This is a genomic window from Bacillus sp. 05T21, from assembly GCF_056396785.1.
Genome location: NZ_JBFTMD010000001.1, coordinates 67,505 through 83,113, shown reverse-complemented (window position 1 = coordinate 83,113; position 15,609 = coordinate 67,505). Strand labels below are relative to the sequence as shown.

The following is a 15,609-nucleotide window of genomic DNA, read 5'->3' as shown; positions in this document are numbered from 1 at the left end:
ATCTATATCCCTCATCTAACGTTTGGTTATTGCCAAATGGTAAGATGAGGGTATTATTTATTTATACATAAAAAGATAAGAGAGGGAATTTATGAAAAAGTATGCATTAGTAACTGGAGGAAGCGGAGGGATTGGCTCTGCTATTTCGAAGCAGTTAATCGAGGATGGTTATACAGTCTATATTCATTACAATAAAAGCGAAGAGAAGATAAGGGGGTTACAAAAGGAGTTTGATGCAGTGATTCCTGTGCAAGCAAATTTAGCTTCTATCGATGGAGCAGAGAAATTGTGGGGACAAATCGAACATCCTATTGATGTTATTGTATACGCAGCTGGAAAGAGTATATTTGGATTAGTAACAGATGTTACGAATGAAGAATTAGATTATATGGTGGAGCTTCAAGTGAAGAGTGTATATAGACTTTTATCGATGGCGCTTCCACCGATGATCGGGCGGAGAAGGGGTAATGTTGTTGTTATTTCATCCATTTGGGGGCAAATAGGAGCGTCTTGTGAGGTGCTGTACTCAATGGTGAAAGGTGCACAAAATTCATATGTGAAGGCTTTAGCGAAAGAAGTTTCTCTAAGTGGATTGCGCGTTAATGCGGTAGCGCCAGGTGCAATCGAAACAGAAATGTTAAATGTATTTTCAGAAGATGATAAAAATGAAATTGCTGAAGATATTCCATTAGGTAGAATAGGACTACCCGAAGAGGTAGCAAAAACAGTCTCCTTCCTCGTTTCGCCAGGAGCTTCTTATATTACGGGGCAAATTATCGGAGTGAATGGCGGTTGGCATTGCTAAAAAATTCTTACATAAAAAACAAGAAATTGTACAAATTAAGCATGATTCTATTACTAAAATAGTGAGGTGCTTAAACATGTCAGTGTTAGATAATTTTGATCAGTGGAAGAGCTTTTTAGGAGAACGTTTAGAACAAGCGGGGGGAAAAGGGCTTGATGGTGGTGCCGTATCAGATATGGCATTTCGTGTTGGTGATTATTTAGCAAATGAAGTAGAAGCGCGCAACGATCAAGAAAAATTATTGTCTGAGCTTTGGAAAGTTGCTGATGAACAAGAGCAACATACAATTGCAAATTTAATGGTGAAGTTTGTACAACATAAGTAAAAGTAGAGAGGAGAAGCTCCTCTCTACTTTTTTTGTATAGTAATTAGGAGGAATAGATTATACATTTAGCTTCCCTATTAAGATGAAATCATATAATATAGTACGTAGGTGTAAAGTAAGCGTAGGGGAGTGATCTTGGATGATTGAATGGTATTTTGAATATGAAATACATAAAAACCGACCTGGCTTACTTGGTGACGTTTCTTCGTTAATCGGTATGCTTGGCATCAATATTGTCACAATTAATGGTGTAGATAATGCACGACGTGGACTTTTGCTTATGTGTGATAATCAAGAACAAATCTCTAGACTTGAATCAATTTTAAATACGATGGATAATATAACGGTAACGAAATATCGTCCGCCAAAGCTTAGAGATAAGCTAGCAGTTAGACATGGTAGGTACATACAACGAGATGCAGATGATAAGAAAACATTTCGATTTGTGCGTGATGAATTAGGATTGCTTGTAGACTTTATGGCGGAGATAATGAAAAAAGAAGGTCATAAATTAATTGGGATACGAGGAATGCCTCGTGTCGGAAAAACAGAATCTATTGTTGCCGCAAGTGTTTGTGCAAATAAGAGATGGTTATTCGTATCATCTACTCTCATTAAGCAAACTGTTCGTAGCCAATTGATTGAAGATGAGTATAGCGACGATAATATTTTCATACTAGATGGAATTGTGTCGACAAAGCGTGCAAATGAAAGACACTGGCAGCTCGTTCGTGAAATCATGAGATTGCCTGCAACGAAAGTTGTGGAACATCCGGATGTGTTTGTGAGTCAGTCAGAATACACATTGGATGATTTTGATTATATTATCGAATTGCGTAACGATTATGATGAAGAAATTCAATATAATTTAGTAGATGAAATTGAGCAAGGTACGCAAAACAATTTCTCTATGTTCGACTTTTAAAGAAATATTGAGGTGTTAGTAGTGACGGAATTAGGACAAAAGCTGACAGAAGCAAGAGAAGCGAAAGGCTTATCTATTGATCAGCTGCATGAGATTACAAAAATTCAAAAACGCCATTTAGTAGCGATTGAAGAAGGCAATTATGATGTGTTGCCAGGAGCTTTTTATGCGCGTGCATTCATTAAACAATATGCAGATGCTGTTGGATTAAATGGAGAGGAACTGCTTGTAGAATATCAGAGTACGATACCACAGTCTGAAAAACGTGAAGTTCCACAAGTATCAACTGGACAAAAAACACAAGAAACAATGCAAAAATCTTCATCATGGCCAATTGCGGATCATATGCCCAAAATTTTGATTGCGTTGTTAGTAATCGCATTTGGAGTGGTAGTCTGGTTTGTTATTCAAGCGTTAACTGGAAAAGATGATAGGCAAGTTCCAAATGCTCAAAGTGAGAAAATTGAGGTTCAAAAAGCAAAAAATTCTCCGCTAGATACAAAGAAAGATGAAGCGAAAGCGGAAGAACCAAAGAAAGAAGAACCAAAAAAAGAAGAGCCAAAGAAAGAGGAACAACCAGCACAACCAACTGGACAGCAAGAGATAAAAGTAGTTGGAACAACTGGTAAGGTATCTACTTTGGAAATTCATAATAATAAAACATTAGAACTGGAAATATCGGGTAAAGGTGCGAGTTATGTAGATGTTAAAGATGATGCTGGGAACGAAATTCTAAACACTACAGTACAAGGTGGCCAAATAGAAAAACGTGATTTATCAACAGTAAAAGAAGTGCGACTTAATATTGGAAATGCAACGAATGTTGAAGTTAAACTGAATGGTCAAGTGGTTGCTTTCCCATTGGATCCAGCAAAAGAACTTCACCAAAGATTGGTGATAAAAAACCAAGGGATAGGGCAAGCTGCGCAATAACAGTCATCGCTTCGATGACTTTTTTCAATGAACAAATGTTTTTGACATGATGGAGGAATAGCTGTGAATTTACCAAATAAAATTACAATATCTAGAATCTTCTTAATTCCAATTTTTATGGTAATTATGTTAGCGCCCTTTGAGTGGGGCTCATTTATAATTGGTGATGTAGAGTTACCAATTCAACATTTAGTAGGGGCACTTATCTTTATTATTGCTTCGGCTACAGATTGGATTGATGGACATTATGCAAGAAAGTATAATCTTGTAACGAATTTAGGGAAATTCCTTGACCCGTTAGCAGATAAATTACTTGTTTCGGCAGCACTTATCACATTGGTAGAAATGCAATATGTACCTGCTTGGATCGTTATTGTAATTATAAGCCGTGAGTTTGCAGTAACAGGTTTACGCCTTGTACTTGCTGGGACAGGGGAAGTAGTTGCAGCAAATCAGCTAGGGAAAATTAAGACATGGACACAAATTATTGCGATTGCAGCATACTTATTACATGATGTACCGTTAAATTTACTTCATATTCCAGTTGCAGATATTTTCATATGGATTGCATTATTCTTTACCGTTATTTCAGGATGGGATTATTTCTGGAAAAATAAAGATGCTTTTGTAAACTCAAAATAGAAGTTTATGGGGGAATTGGGATGAATGCTGAAATTATTGCGGTTGGAACGGAATTATTACTTGGACAAATTGCAAATACAAATGCCCAGTTTTTATCTGAAAAGTTAGCTTCAATCGGAATTAACGTGTACTACCATACTGTTGTTGGGGATAATAACAAGCGATTACAGAAGGCAATTGAATTGGCTGAAGAACGAGCTGATATGCTCATTTTCACAGGTGGATTAGGACCGACAAAAGATGATTTAACGAAAGAGACAATAGCGTCTAGTTTAGATGAAGAGCTTGTGTATGATGAAAAGGCATTAACATCGATAAGCGATTATTTTAAGCGTACAGGCCGTGAATTTACGGAGAATAATAAAAAGCAGGCACTCGTTTTAAATGGATCGACTGTATTTGCAAATGATCACGGTATGGCGCCTGGTATGGGGTTAAATAAGAACGGAAAAGTTTATATTTTATTACCAGGACCACCAAAAGAAATGAAGCCGATGTATATAAGTTACGTAGAGCCTTTTTTATGTAAGTTTACAACGGGGGAAAATATTTATTCTCGTGTTCTTCGTTTTTTTGGTATTGGTGAATCTCAATTAGAGGTGAAAGTTCAAGATTTAATTGATGGTCAAACGAACCCAACCATTGCACCACTCGCAAATGATGGAGAAGTGACATTACGTTTAACTGCCAAACATCAAAATGCTGATGAGGCGGAGAAACTGATTCAGCATGTGGAAGATTTGATTTTAGAAAGAGTAGGAGAGTTTTTCTACGGATATGACCAAGATTTCCTTCATTACAAGGCAATAAGGCTATTGAAGGAAAAAGGGTTAACTTTAGCATGTGCAGAAAGTTTAACAGGTGGTCTTTTTGGAAATCAAGTAACAGAAAATGCTGGTGTTTCGTCTGTATTTAAAGGCGGTGTCATTTGTTATCAAAATGATGTGAAGCAACATGTTTTACATGTGCCTGAAGAAGTGTTGCGTACTGATGGTGCAGTTAGTAAAGAATGTGCTCGTTATCTTGCTGAAAATGTTAAGGGATTATTAAAAGCAGATATCGGAATTAGTTTCACTGGGGTAGCAGGACCGGATGCTTCAGAGCATAAAGAACCAGGAACAGTATTTATTGGATTGGTGATTAAAGATGAACCAGCTGTAGTCTTCTCACTTAATTTAAGTGGAAGTCGTCAACAAATTAGAGAACGCTCTACAAAATATGGATTTTATCATTTATTTAAAAAGCTAGAAGAGATATAAATTTCTTCTAGTTTTTTTTGTTGGAAAACCTAGTTTTATTCGATAAAAAATAAAAAAACGAATAAATGTTCGATTTTTGTTGGCAAATTGAATTGAAAATAGGTATAATAAGATTAGCAATTTAGTTAAGGAGGAATTTTGAATGAGCGATCGTCAAGCGGCATTAGATATGGCGTTAAAACAAATAGAGAAGCAATTCGGTAAAGGTTCAATTATGAAATTAGGAGAACAAGCGGAGCGTAGAATTTCTACAATTTCAAGTGGTTCTTTAGCACTTGATGTGGCACTAGGGGTAGGCGGATACCCACGTGGCCGTGTTATTGAAATTTATGGACCTGAAAGTTCAGGTAAAACAACAGTTTCATTACACGCAATCGCGGAAGTACAGCGTCAAGGTGGACAAGCAGCGTTCATTGATGCGGAGCATGCAATGGATCCTGTATATGCACAAAAATTAGGTGTTAACATAGATGAATTACTATTATCACAGCCTGATACAGGAGAGCAAGGACTAGAAATCGCAGAAGCACTTGTACGAAGTGGAGCGGTTGATATTATCGTAATTGACTCTGTGGCAGCTCTTGTACCGAAAGCTGAGATCGAAGGGGACATGGGTGACTCTCACGTTGGTTTACAAGCGCGTTTAATGTCACAAGCACTTCGTAAACTTTCAGGTGCAATCAACAAATCAAAAACAATCGCAATCTTTATCAACCAAATTCGTGAAAAAGTTGGGGTTATGTTCGGAAATCAACCACAAGTTGCTTAATCGAAAAGATTAAGGAGTTTACTCTGGGTTTCCCTTGCTAGTGATAGCATGTTAAAAAACCTTGTGAACCTTATTGCCTAAGGGTGTAACTATTCATATAGTTGCTAACGGTGAAGCCCACCATTTTATTAGGGTAATACCGTGCCAAGTTCCATAGTTATATGGGGAAGGTGTAGAGACTACCGAAAAGGACTTTTAGTTAACTGAGTAGGGTACGGCAGATGATAGGCTACTGCTGGAAGTGCAAGGCTCTCTGCAAAGAGATGAAGAGATAGTCCGGACTATAGAGATGGAAAATCTATAGATAGTGCCAGAAACAACTCCAGGTGGTCGTGCGTTGAAATTCTATTCAACTGTCCGTCTTGAAGTACGTCGTGCTGAGCAGTTAAAGCAAGGTAACGATATTGTTGGTAATAAAACGAAAGTAAAAGTAGTTAAAAATAAAGTAGCACCGCCATTCCGTGTTGCTGAAGTTGATATTATGTACGGAGAAGGTATTTCAAGAGAAGGTGAAATCTTAGATATGGCTTCTGAACTTGATATCGTTCAAAAGAGCGGTGCTTGGTACTCTTATAATGAAGAACGCTTAGGACAAGGTCGTGAAAATTCGAAGCAATTCTTAAAAGAGAATACGGATTTAAGAGAAGAAATTGCCTTCTTTGTTCGTGAACATCACGGAATTGGTGAAAACTCTGGTGTTGAAGACACGGAAGATTCAACTCGTCAAGATTAAAAAATAAAAGACACGGTCCCGTGTCTTTTATTTTTTAATCTACTATGAAAGCGTTGTATATAGCTGGAGATAAAATATTTATTCTATCCAAAAGGCTATGTGTAAAGGGGAATATTCATATATTTTAAGTGAATGAATTGGGATTTTCTAAGGTTTTCCAGGATAATATGCCGTCTGTTTTTTTAATCCATATAAGATTCAGGGCTGAAGGTAAAGAAAGTAAAAGTAGACAACGCTTGACAATGAAAATTGCGATAGATACAATGAGAATGTATATTTTTTCTTATATACGATATACTCTTCTCAAGAAGAGAAGTAATATTCGGAGTAAGACTTAAATCTTGCCGAAATAATAATATGACATTTTAATTGTGAAATGAAGAAAGTCCCTTAAAAAAGCGGGACGACGGTCTTTGCTGTACGTTGTAATTCAATGTACATGCCGACAGTCTTTTTTCATTCATAGCAAGGGGAGGTGAAATCATGAGTAGTAGTACAGTTTGGATACTCATCTCCATTTTGCTTGCAACAGTCGGTGCAGTTGTTGGCTTTTTTGTTCGAAAGTCTATTGCTGAAGCGAAGATTAATGGTGCAGCTAATGAAGCAAAACGTATTCTAGACGAAGCGAATCGTGATGCTGAAGCACTTAAGAAAGAAGCGCTTTTAGAAGCAAAGGATGAAATTCATACACTTCGTACAGAAGCTGAATTAGAAATTCGTGACCGTAGAAGCGAATTACAAAAACAAGAAAATCGTTTAATGCAAAAAGAAGAGAACCTTGATCGTAAAGACGAAACGCTCGATAACCGCGAGCGACAGTTAGAAAAGAAAGAGGAATCTCTTGTAGCGAAACAACAACAGATTGAAGAGTTGGAAAGCAAAGTGGGAGAGTTAGTTCAAAAGCAACAAACAGAATTAGAGCGCATTTCCAATCTGACCCGCGAACAAGCGAAAGCAATTATTCTTGGTAAAGTGGAAAGTGAAGTTTCTCATGAAATTGCCGTTATGGTAAAAGAAAGTGAAGTTCGCGCGAAAGAAGAAGCGGATAAGAAGGCAAAAGAGATTTTATCTCTTGCAATGCAAAGATGTGCAGCTGATCATGTTGCTGAAACAACCGTTTCGGTTGTAAATCTTCCAAATGACGAAATGAAGGGACGTATTATCGGACGTGAAGGTCGTAACATTCGTACGTTAGAAACGTTAACAGGTATTGACCTTATTATCGATGATACACCAGAAGCGGTAATTCTATCTGGATTTGACCCGATTCGTCGTGAAACAGCTCGTATCGCTCTTGATAAACTAGTACAGGACGGACGTATTCACCCAGCGCGTATTGAAGAGATGGTCGAAAAATCAAGACGTGAAGTGGACGAGTATATTCGTGAAGTCGGAGAGCAAACAACGTTTGAAGTGGGTGTTCATGGCTTACATCCAGATTTAATTAAAATTTTAGGTCGTTTAAAATACCGTACAAGTTACGGACAAAACGTCTTAAAACACTCTATGGAAGTTGCATATTTAACTGGACTTATGGCAGCGGAGCTTGGTGAGGATGAAAAACTAGCAAGACGTGCTGGTCTATTACATGATATCGGAAAAGCAATCGATCATGAAGTAGAAGGTAGTCACGTTGAAATTGGTGTTGAACTCGCAACGAAATATAAAGAGCATCCTGTTGTAATAAACAGTATCGCATCTCACCATGGTGACACAGAACCAACTTCTATCATTGCAGTTCTAGTTGCTGCAGCAGATGCTTTATCAGCTGCAAGACCGGGAGCTCGTAGTGAAACGCTTGAGAATTACATTCGTCGTCTTGAAAAGTTAGAAGAAATTTCAGAGTCTTATGAAGGCGTAGAAAAATCTTTCGCAATTCAAGCAGGACGTGAAGTTCGTATTCTGGTAAAACCAGATACAATTGATGATTTAGAAGCTCATCGTTTAGCTCGTGATATTCGAAAACGTATTGAAAATGAACTGGATTATCCAGGACATATTAAAGTAACTGTTATTCGTGAAACACGTGCAGTGGAATACGCAAAATAAAGTGGTGAAACACCACTTTATTTTTTTGTGTTGGAATTGGGTAAAATAAAGAAAATTATTTATGAGCAGTATGCAAGTGAAAGAAACTTATAATAGATAAATTKTAACTGTTGTAAGGAAATAGCTTTAAGTTATAGTATGGTAATAAAAAATGTAGTACATAGAAAGGGTAAGACATATGAGAATATTATTTGTTGGGGATGTAGTAGGATCTCCTGGTAGAGACATGATTCAACAGTACGTACCGGCATTAAAGAAGAAATATACACCGACAGTAACAATTATTAATGGAGAAAATGCTGCAGGTGGACGTGGAATTACGGAAAAAATATATCGAAACTTTTTAGAGTGCGGGGCACAAGCGGTTACGCTTGGAAACCACGCTTGGGATAACCGTGAAGTATTTGAATTTATCGATGATGCAAAATATCTTGCAAGACCAGCTAACTTCCCAGAAGGAACGCCGGGTAAAGGGCTTATCTTTGTAAATTGTAATGGAACAGAAGTTGCAGTTATTAACTTACAAGGACGTACTTTCCTTCCTCCAATTGATTGTCCATTCCGTAAAGTGGATGAGTTAATCAGTATTGCAAAAAAACGTACAAACATTATCTTTGTTGATTTTCATGCTGAAACAACAAGTGAGAAGCAGGCGTTAGGTTGGTATGTAGACGGTCGTGCTACAGCGGTAGTAGGTACACATACACATGTTCCTACAGCTGATAATCGTATTTTACCAAGCGGAACAGCTTATATTACAGATGTTGGTATGACAGGCCCATATGATGGGATTTTAGGTATGGATCGCGAAGCGGTATTGAAGAAGTTTTTAACGAACTTACCAGTGCGTTTTGAAGTGACGAATGGTAGAACACAATTAAGTGCAGTGTTAATTGATGTGGATCCTAATACAGGGAAAGCGAAGAAAATTGAGCGCATTTTAATTAATGATGACCAGCCATTTTTTGACTGATTTTTAACTAAAAGTTAGAGAATTCGTTATATTTTAATTTTTTAGAAAAATTACAGAAATTTAGCAGGAATACGTGCCATTCCTCGTGAATATAAGTTAAAGTGAAATAATTGCTATTACTTTTTATAGAAACGAGGAGGAAACGCGGAATGGAAATATTAAAAGTTAAAGCAACGTCGGTCCCTAATTCTGTAGCTGGTGCACTTGCAGGTGTTATTCGCGAACGCGGAACAGCAGAAATTCAAGCTATTGGTGCAGGTGCATTGAACCAAGCGGTAAAGGCAGTAGCGATTGCAAGAGGATTTGTAGCGCCTAGCGGTTTGGACTTGATTTGTATCCCAGCGTTTACAGATATTATGATTGATGGTGAAGAGCGTACAGCGATAAAATTAATTGTAGAACCTCGTTAAGTTGAAACAACCTGTTTGCATGTATGCAAACAGGTTGTTTTTGTAATGGAGGAATGAAAATGAAAATTTTTGATGCACATTGCGATGTACTCTTTCAGTTATGGAGTGCAAAGGGAAAAAAATACTTTCAAAACGATTCACAATTACATATTACATTTGAACAATTAATGAAAAGAAAAGGAAGTATACAATGCTTTGCTATATATATACCAGAAACAGTAGCGTATGAAAAGCGTTTTGAAGTTGCGCTGCAAATGATAGATATTTTTCATAATGAAATTCTATCGCTACCAGGAATGAAGTTTATTCAGACAAAAAACGATATTAACATGCTAAAACAGGACGAGATTGGAGCATTATTAACATTAGAAGGATGCGAAGCAATTGGAAAAGAAGTGATGAAATTACGTTTGTTTTATCGCTTAGGTGTACGTTCCTTTGGATTGACATGGAACTATGCCAATCTGTTAGCTGATGGAGCGCTAGAGGCACGTGGAGCAGGTTTAACTACATTTGGTAGACAAGTTGTACAAGAACTTAATACGTTACATTTATGGACCGATGTGTCTCACTTAAATGAAAGAAGCTTTTGGGATGTTATTGAAATTGCTAAAAACCCAATTGCATCTCATTCAAACTGTTATCAACTTTGTGGGCATCCACGCAATTTAACCGATGAACAAATAAGAGCCCTTATAAAGAAAAATAGCATTATTGGTATTACTTTCGTACCGCAGTTTTTAACGAATGAAAGACAAGCGAATATAGCAGATATATTAAGGCATGTGGAATATATTTGTTCATTAGGTGGAGAAAAAAATATAGGATTCGGTTCTGATTTTGATGGGATTTTAGAAACTGTTGTAGGTGTAGAAGTATATAGGGATTATGAAAATATAATTAATCAACTGTGTAAAAAGTATAATGAATCAACTGTAGAGCGATTTTTGTATAAAAATTTTGTTGACTGTATAACGTTCTAAAGATTATGTTTTAATAATTCAGAAAAATTAAAATAAATTCACTTGAATTTATTGATTTTTTTAAGACCTAATACTAGAATGGTAAACGAAATAGCATTATACTAAAGATTCAGGGAAAACAGAAGAGGCATAATTTGCGTCCATTGTAGTTTATTTGCATAAAAAATGCTAAACTAATACTGTAAAAAAATACACTACAATGAATGCAGCCAAAAGGGGTGTAGGAGATGATTAGTCAACTTTCATGGAAAGTTGGAGGCCAACAAGGTGAAGGAATTGAAAGTACAGGGGAAATCTTCTGTATTGCATTAAACCGATTAGGATATTACCTATACGGTTACCGCCACTTCTCATCACGTATTAAAGGCGGCCATACAAATAATAAAATTCGTGTAAGTACAACAGAAGTACGCGCGATCTCAGATGATTTAGATATTTTAATTGCTTTTGATCAAGAAACAATTGATTTTAACTTCCACGAACTACGTCCGGGCGGAATTGTAGTTGCGGATGCGAAATTTAATCCGACAATACCTGATAATACAGATGTAAATCTATATGTGATACCGTTTACAGATATCGCTTCAGAATTAGGCACATCTTTAATGAAAAATATGGTTGCTGTTGGGGCATCTAGTGCGGTATTAGGATTAGACGAAACAGCTTATTTAGAGGTTGTTGAAGAAATCTTTGGTCGTAAAGGAGAGCAAGTCGTTCAAAAGAATATGGAAGCAATTAAACGCGGCTCTCAATACATGAAAGAATTGCTTGGTGAGAAAGTAAACATGATGCAGCTTGAAAAAGCTGACGGTAAGAAACGCATGTTTATGATTGGAAACGACGCAATCGCATTTGGTGCGGTAACTGGTGGCGCTCGCTTTATGTCTGCATATCCAATCACACCTGCATCTGAAATTATGGAATATTTAATTAAAAAGTTACCGAAAGTCGGCGGAACAGTAATCCAAACTGAGGATGAAATCGCAGCTTGTACAATGGCGATCGGTGCAAACTACGCTGGTGTTCGTACATTAACAGCATCTGCTGGTCCTGGTCTTTCTTTAATGATGGAAGCAATTGGTTTAGCAGGTATTACTGAAACACCGCTAGTTATCATTGATACACAACGCGGTGGTCCAAGTACGGGCTTACCAACAAAACAAGAGCAGTCTGACTTAATGGCTATGATTTACGGAACACATGGTGAAATTCCAAAAATCGTAATGGCGCCAAGTACAGTTGAAGAAGCTTTCTATGATATTGTAGAAGCGTTTAACTTAGCAGAAGAATATCAAGTGCCTGTTATTTTCTTAACAGATTTACAGCTTTCTTTAGGAAAGCAAACAGTAGAACCACTTAAGTTAGATAAAGTGGAAATTCGTCGTGGTAAGCTTGATTTAGAAGTAGAATTACCAGAACGTGAAAATAAAGCATACTTCAAGCGTTATGAAGTAACAGAAGATGGGATTTCACCACGTGTTTTACCTGGTATGAAAAATGGTATTCACCATGTTACAGGTGTAGAACATGATGAAACGGGTAAGCCATCTGAATCAGCGTTAAATCGTAAAGATCAAATGGACAAACGTTTCCGTAAAATGGCGAATTTACAGTTTAATACCCCTATTTACAAAAATGCTAAGCATGATGACGCAGACGTATTGTTAGTAGGCTTTAACTCAACTCGTGGTGCGATCGAAGAGGCAATGCAGCGTTTAGAACAAGAAGGAATGAAAGTAAACCATGCCCATGTACGTTTAATTCATCCGTTCCCAACAGCTGAAATCGATCCACTTGTGAAAAAAGCGAAGCGTGTTGTAGTAGTAGAAAACAATGCAACTGGTCAGCTTGCTAACATTATGAAAATGAATCTTGGCAATGGCGAGAAAATTTCTAGTCTTTTAAAATACGATGGAAATCCATTCTTGCCGAAAGAGATTTACAACGAATGTAAAAAAGGGGTTGTATTAAATGGCAACATTTAAGGACTTTCGTAACAGTGTAAAACCAAACTGGTGCCCAGGTTGCGGAGACTTCTCGGTGCAGGCTGCGATTCAGCGTGCGGCGGCTAACGTTGGTTTAAATCCAGATGAGCTAGCTGTTATTTCTGGTATCGGCTGTTCCGGTCGTATTTCAGGGTATATTAATTCATATGGTTTGCATAGTATTCACGGACGTGCTCTTCCAATTGCACAAGGTGTGAAAATGGCAAATCGTGATTTAACAGTTATTGCATCCGGTGGTGACGGTGATGGTTTTGCGATTGGTATGGGACATACAATCCATTCTATTCGTCGTAACATTGATATTACGTACATCGTAATGGATAACCAAATTTACGGATTAACAAAAGGTCAAACTTCACCACGTAGTGAAGCTGGATTTAAAACGAAAAGTACACCACAAGGTTCAATTGAACCATCACTAAATGTTATGGAAATGGCTTTAACAGCTGGTGCGACATTTGTGGCGCAAAGCTTTTCAAGTGATTTAAAAGAATTAACGCAAATTATTGAAGCTGGTATTAACCATAAAGGCTTTTCATTAATTAATGTATTTAGTCCATGTGTTACTTATAATAAAGTAAATACTTATGATTGGTTTAAAGAGAATTTAACGAAACTAAGTACAGTAGAAGGATATGATCCATCTAACCGCATGATGGCTATGCAAACATTAATGGAAAAGAACGGGTTAGTAACAGGTTTAATTTATCAAAACACAAAGCAGCCTTCTTACCAAGAGCTTGTAAAAGACTATAGTGAAAAACCTTTAGTGCAAGCTGATTTGAATATGGATCAGAAAATGTTTGATGAGCTTGTTGCTGAATTTATGTAATGATCGGAGAGAAGGTTGCCGCTTGGTAACCTTCTTTTTGAGTGAATAAAAATAATTAATAGATTTGTTTACTTAGAAAATTCAGAATGATAAAATAATATATAAATCGTTGTATAAAAATAGCATGTTCAATAACTGTGAAATGAAATATAGGATAAGAAGCCTTCTTCGTTAAAGTTGGCTAAAGGCTCTATACTATGATAATGTGTATAGGGATAAAGCAATATACTTTTGGGTAGGACAAGATGAAATAATAAAAAGGGAATGTCTATTTGTGTGGGGAAGACTTCATTCTTACGGATGATTAGATCGATTACTCAAGTTTCAAAGGGCAAGTTATCTCTCATGCTATCTAACATCATTGAGATGGGTCTAAGCGCATTAAAATGGACTACAGAGTGTGTGTATAGTTAAGGGTGAAAGGAGATTACCGATGAACGAGCAACAACGATTAGCAAGTCGACAAGCAAATTCCTCTACGAAAAAAGAAGAGAAAGATTATAGTAAATACTTTGAAAGTGTATACCAACCACCTTCCTTGAAATTGGCGAAAAAGCGTGGGAAAGAAGAAGTTAAAATTGAAAGAGATTTTGGCCTACCTGAAGAGTTTCGCAATTTTGGCGCAGGAAGAAAGTTTTACATTCGTACATATGGCTGTCAAATGAATGAGCATGATACAGAAGTAATGGCTGGGATTTTTACAACACTTGGATATGAGCCAACCTTTTCAACTGAAGAGGCAGATGTAATTTTATTAAATACTTGTGCAATTCGTGAAAATGCTGAAAATAAGGTATTCGGTGAACTTGGTCATTTAAAATCATTAAAGCGAAGAAATCCGGATCTTATAATTGGTGTATGTGGTTGTATGTCTCAAGAGGAATCTGTTGTAAATAAAATTATGCAAAAAAATCAGCATGTAGATATGGTGTTTGGTACACACAATATTCATAGATTACCGTATATTCTAAAGGACGCAATGTTTTCAAAAGAGACGGTAGTTGAAGTTTGGTCAAAAGAAGGGGATGTAATTGAAAACCTTCCGAAAGTACGTCGTGGTGATATTAAAGCTTGGGTAAATATTATGTATGGCTGTGATAAGTTTTGTACATATTGTATTGTACCGTATACACGCGGAAAAGAGCGTAGCAGACGTCCAGAAGATATTATTAAAGAAATTCGCCATCTAGCTGCGAACGGTTATAAAGAAATTACGTTACTTGGACAAAACGTAAACGCATACGGTAAAGACTTTGAAGATATACAATATGGTCTTGGCGATTTAATGGATGAACTTCGTAAAATCGATATCGCGCGTATTCGTTTTACAACGAGTCATCCACGTGATTTTGATGATCATTTAATTGATGTTCTTGGAAAAGGTGGTAACCTAGTAGAACATATCCACTTACCGGTTCAATCTGGTAGTACAGATATGCTTAAAATTATGGCGCGTAAATATTCGCGAGAACACTATTTAGAGCTTGTACGAAAAATTAAAGAAACCATTCCGAATGCAGTGCTAACGACTGATATTATCGTTGGTTTCCCAAATGAAACGGAGGAGCAGTTTGAAGAGACGATGTCGTTATATCGTGAAGTAGGATTTGATACGGCATTTACATTTATTTATTCTCCGCGTGAAGGTACACCAGCTGCAAAAATGCAGGATAATGTTCCGATGGAAGTGAAGAAAGAGCGATTACAACGCTTAAATACACTAGTGAATGAATATGCAGTTAATAAGAATAAGCGTTATATAGGTCAAATTGTAGAAGTATTAGTTGAGGGAGAAAGTAAGAATAATCCTGAAGTACTTGCGGGATATACACGTACGAATAAACTTGTAAACTTTGTTGCTGCAAAATCTTTAATTGGTCAGCTTGTGAAAGTAAAAATAACGGAAGCAAAAACTTGGTCTCTTAACGGGGAATTGGTTAAGGAGCCGATTGAGGTGAAATAATA

At 36.9% G+C, this 15,609-nt stretch carries 13 protein-coding genes and 2 pseudogenes; all 15 read left to right on the top strand.

Translation table 11 applies throughout. The annotated features are described in order from the left end of the window. The first annotated feature begins 91 nt into the window (after window positions 1-91). Window positions 92-805, top strand: coding sequence for an elongation factor P 5-aminopentanone reductase (gene ymfI / locus AC1DKZ_RS00395; protein WP_113936842.1), 714 nt, complete (start codon window positions 92-94; stop codon window positions 803-805). Window positions 806-881: 76 nt separating this feature from the next. Beyond that, window positions 882-1,130, top strand: a complete 249-nt coding sequence (locus AC1DKZ_RS00390; RefSeq protein ID WP_000114449.1) for a DUF3243 domain-containing protein — start codon at window positions 882-884, stop codon at window positions 1,128-1,130. Between the two features lie 139 nt (window positions 1,131-1,269). Next, window positions 1,270-2,055: a DUF3388 domain-containing protein gene (locus AC1DKZ_RS00385; protein WP_000574107.1), complete on the top strand. Its 786-nt coding sequence runs from the start codon at window positions 1,270-1,272 to the stop codon at window positions 2,053-2,055. Between the two features lie 21 nt (window positions 2,056-2,076). Continuing rightward, window positions 2,077-2,988: a helix-turn-helix domain-containing protein gene (locus AC1DKZ_RS00380; protein ID WP_002088056.1), complete on the top strand. Its 912-nt coding sequence runs from the start codon at window positions 2,077-2,079 to the stop codon at window positions 2,986-2,988. A 63-nt stretch (window positions 2,989-3,051) separates the two neighbouring features. Next, window positions 3,052-3,630 (top strand): CDP-diacylglycerol--glycerol-3-phosphate 3-phosphatidyltransferase, encoded by a 579-nt coding sequence (gene pgsA, locus AC1DKZ_RS00375; protein ID WP_002014596.1) that lies wholly within the window; start codon window positions 3,052-3,054, stop codon window positions 3,628-3,630. Between the two features lie 20 nt (window positions 3,631-3,650). Continuing rightward, complete coding sequence (locus AC1DKZ_RS00370; RefSeq protein ID WP_404457394.1) at window positions 3,651-4,889, top strand: competence/damage-inducible protein A; 1,239 nt, start codon at window positions 3,651-3,653, stop codon at window positions 4,887-4,889. 142 nt (window positions 4,890-5,031) lie between these two features. Beyond that, window positions 5,032-5,640: pseudogene (recA, locus tag AC1DKZ_RS00365) on the top strand (recombinase RecA); the annotation flags it as partial. Window positions 5,641-5,968: 328 nt separating this feature from the next. Beyond that, a pseudogene (locus AC1DKZ_RS00360) lies at window positions 5,969-6,391 on the top strand (recombinase RecA family protein); the annotation flags it as partial. Between the two features lie 483 nt (window positions 6,392-6,874). After that, the gene (gene rny / locus AC1DKZ_RS00355; RefSeq protein ID WP_002014600.1) at window positions 6,875-8,440 is read left to right on the top strand and encodes a ribonuclease Y; all 1,566 of its coding nucleotides are present in this window, start codon (window positions 6,875-6,877) and stop codon (window positions 8,438-8,440) included. A gap of 178 nt (window positions 8,441-8,618) precedes the next feature. Further along, complete coding sequence (locus AC1DKZ_RS00350; protein WP_002014601.1) at window positions 8,619-9,413, top strand: TIGR00282 family metallophosphoesterase; 795 nt, start codon at window positions 8,619-8,621, stop codon at window positions 9,411-9,413. Window positions 9,414-9,562: 149 nt separating this feature from the next. Next, window positions 9,563-9,823 (top strand): stage V sporulation protein SpoVS, encoded by a 261-nt coding sequence (gene spoVS / locus AC1DKZ_RS00345; protein ID WP_000404341.1) that lies wholly within the window; start codon window positions 9,563-9,565, stop codon window positions 9,821-9,823. Between the two features lie 59 nt (window positions 9,824-9,882). Further along, entirely contained in the window at window positions 9,883-10,806 is a 924-nt protein-coding gene (locus AC1DKZ_RS00340; protein ID WP_476995505.1) for a dipeptidase, read from the top strand. A 227-nt stretch (window positions 10,807-11,033) separates the two neighbouring features. Continuing rightward, window positions 11,034-12,791 (top strand): 2-oxoacid:acceptor oxidoreductase subunit alpha, encoded by a 1,758-nt coding sequence (locus AC1DKZ_RS00335; RefSeq protein ID WP_002014603.1) that lies wholly within the window; start codon window positions 11,034-11,036, stop codon window positions 12,789-12,791. Further along, window positions 12,778-13,644, top strand: a complete 867-nt coding sequence (locus tag AC1DKZ_RS00330; RefSeq protein ID WP_002088040.1) for a 2-oxoacid:ferredoxin oxidoreductase subunit beta — start codon at window positions 12,778-12,780, stop codon at window positions 13,642-13,644. Before AC1DKZ_RS00335 ends, AC1DKZ_RS00330 begins: the two co-directional genes overlap by 14 nt. Window positions 13,645-14,077: 433 nt before the next feature. After that, a complete protein-coding gene (gene miaB, locus AC1DKZ_RS00325; protein WP_476995504.1) occupies window positions 14,078-15,607 on the top strand; it encodes a tRNA (N6-isopentenyl adenosine(37)-C2)-methylthiotransferase MiaB in 1,530 nt (509 codons plus the stop codon). Window positions 15,608-15,609 lie beyond the last annotated feature (2 nt).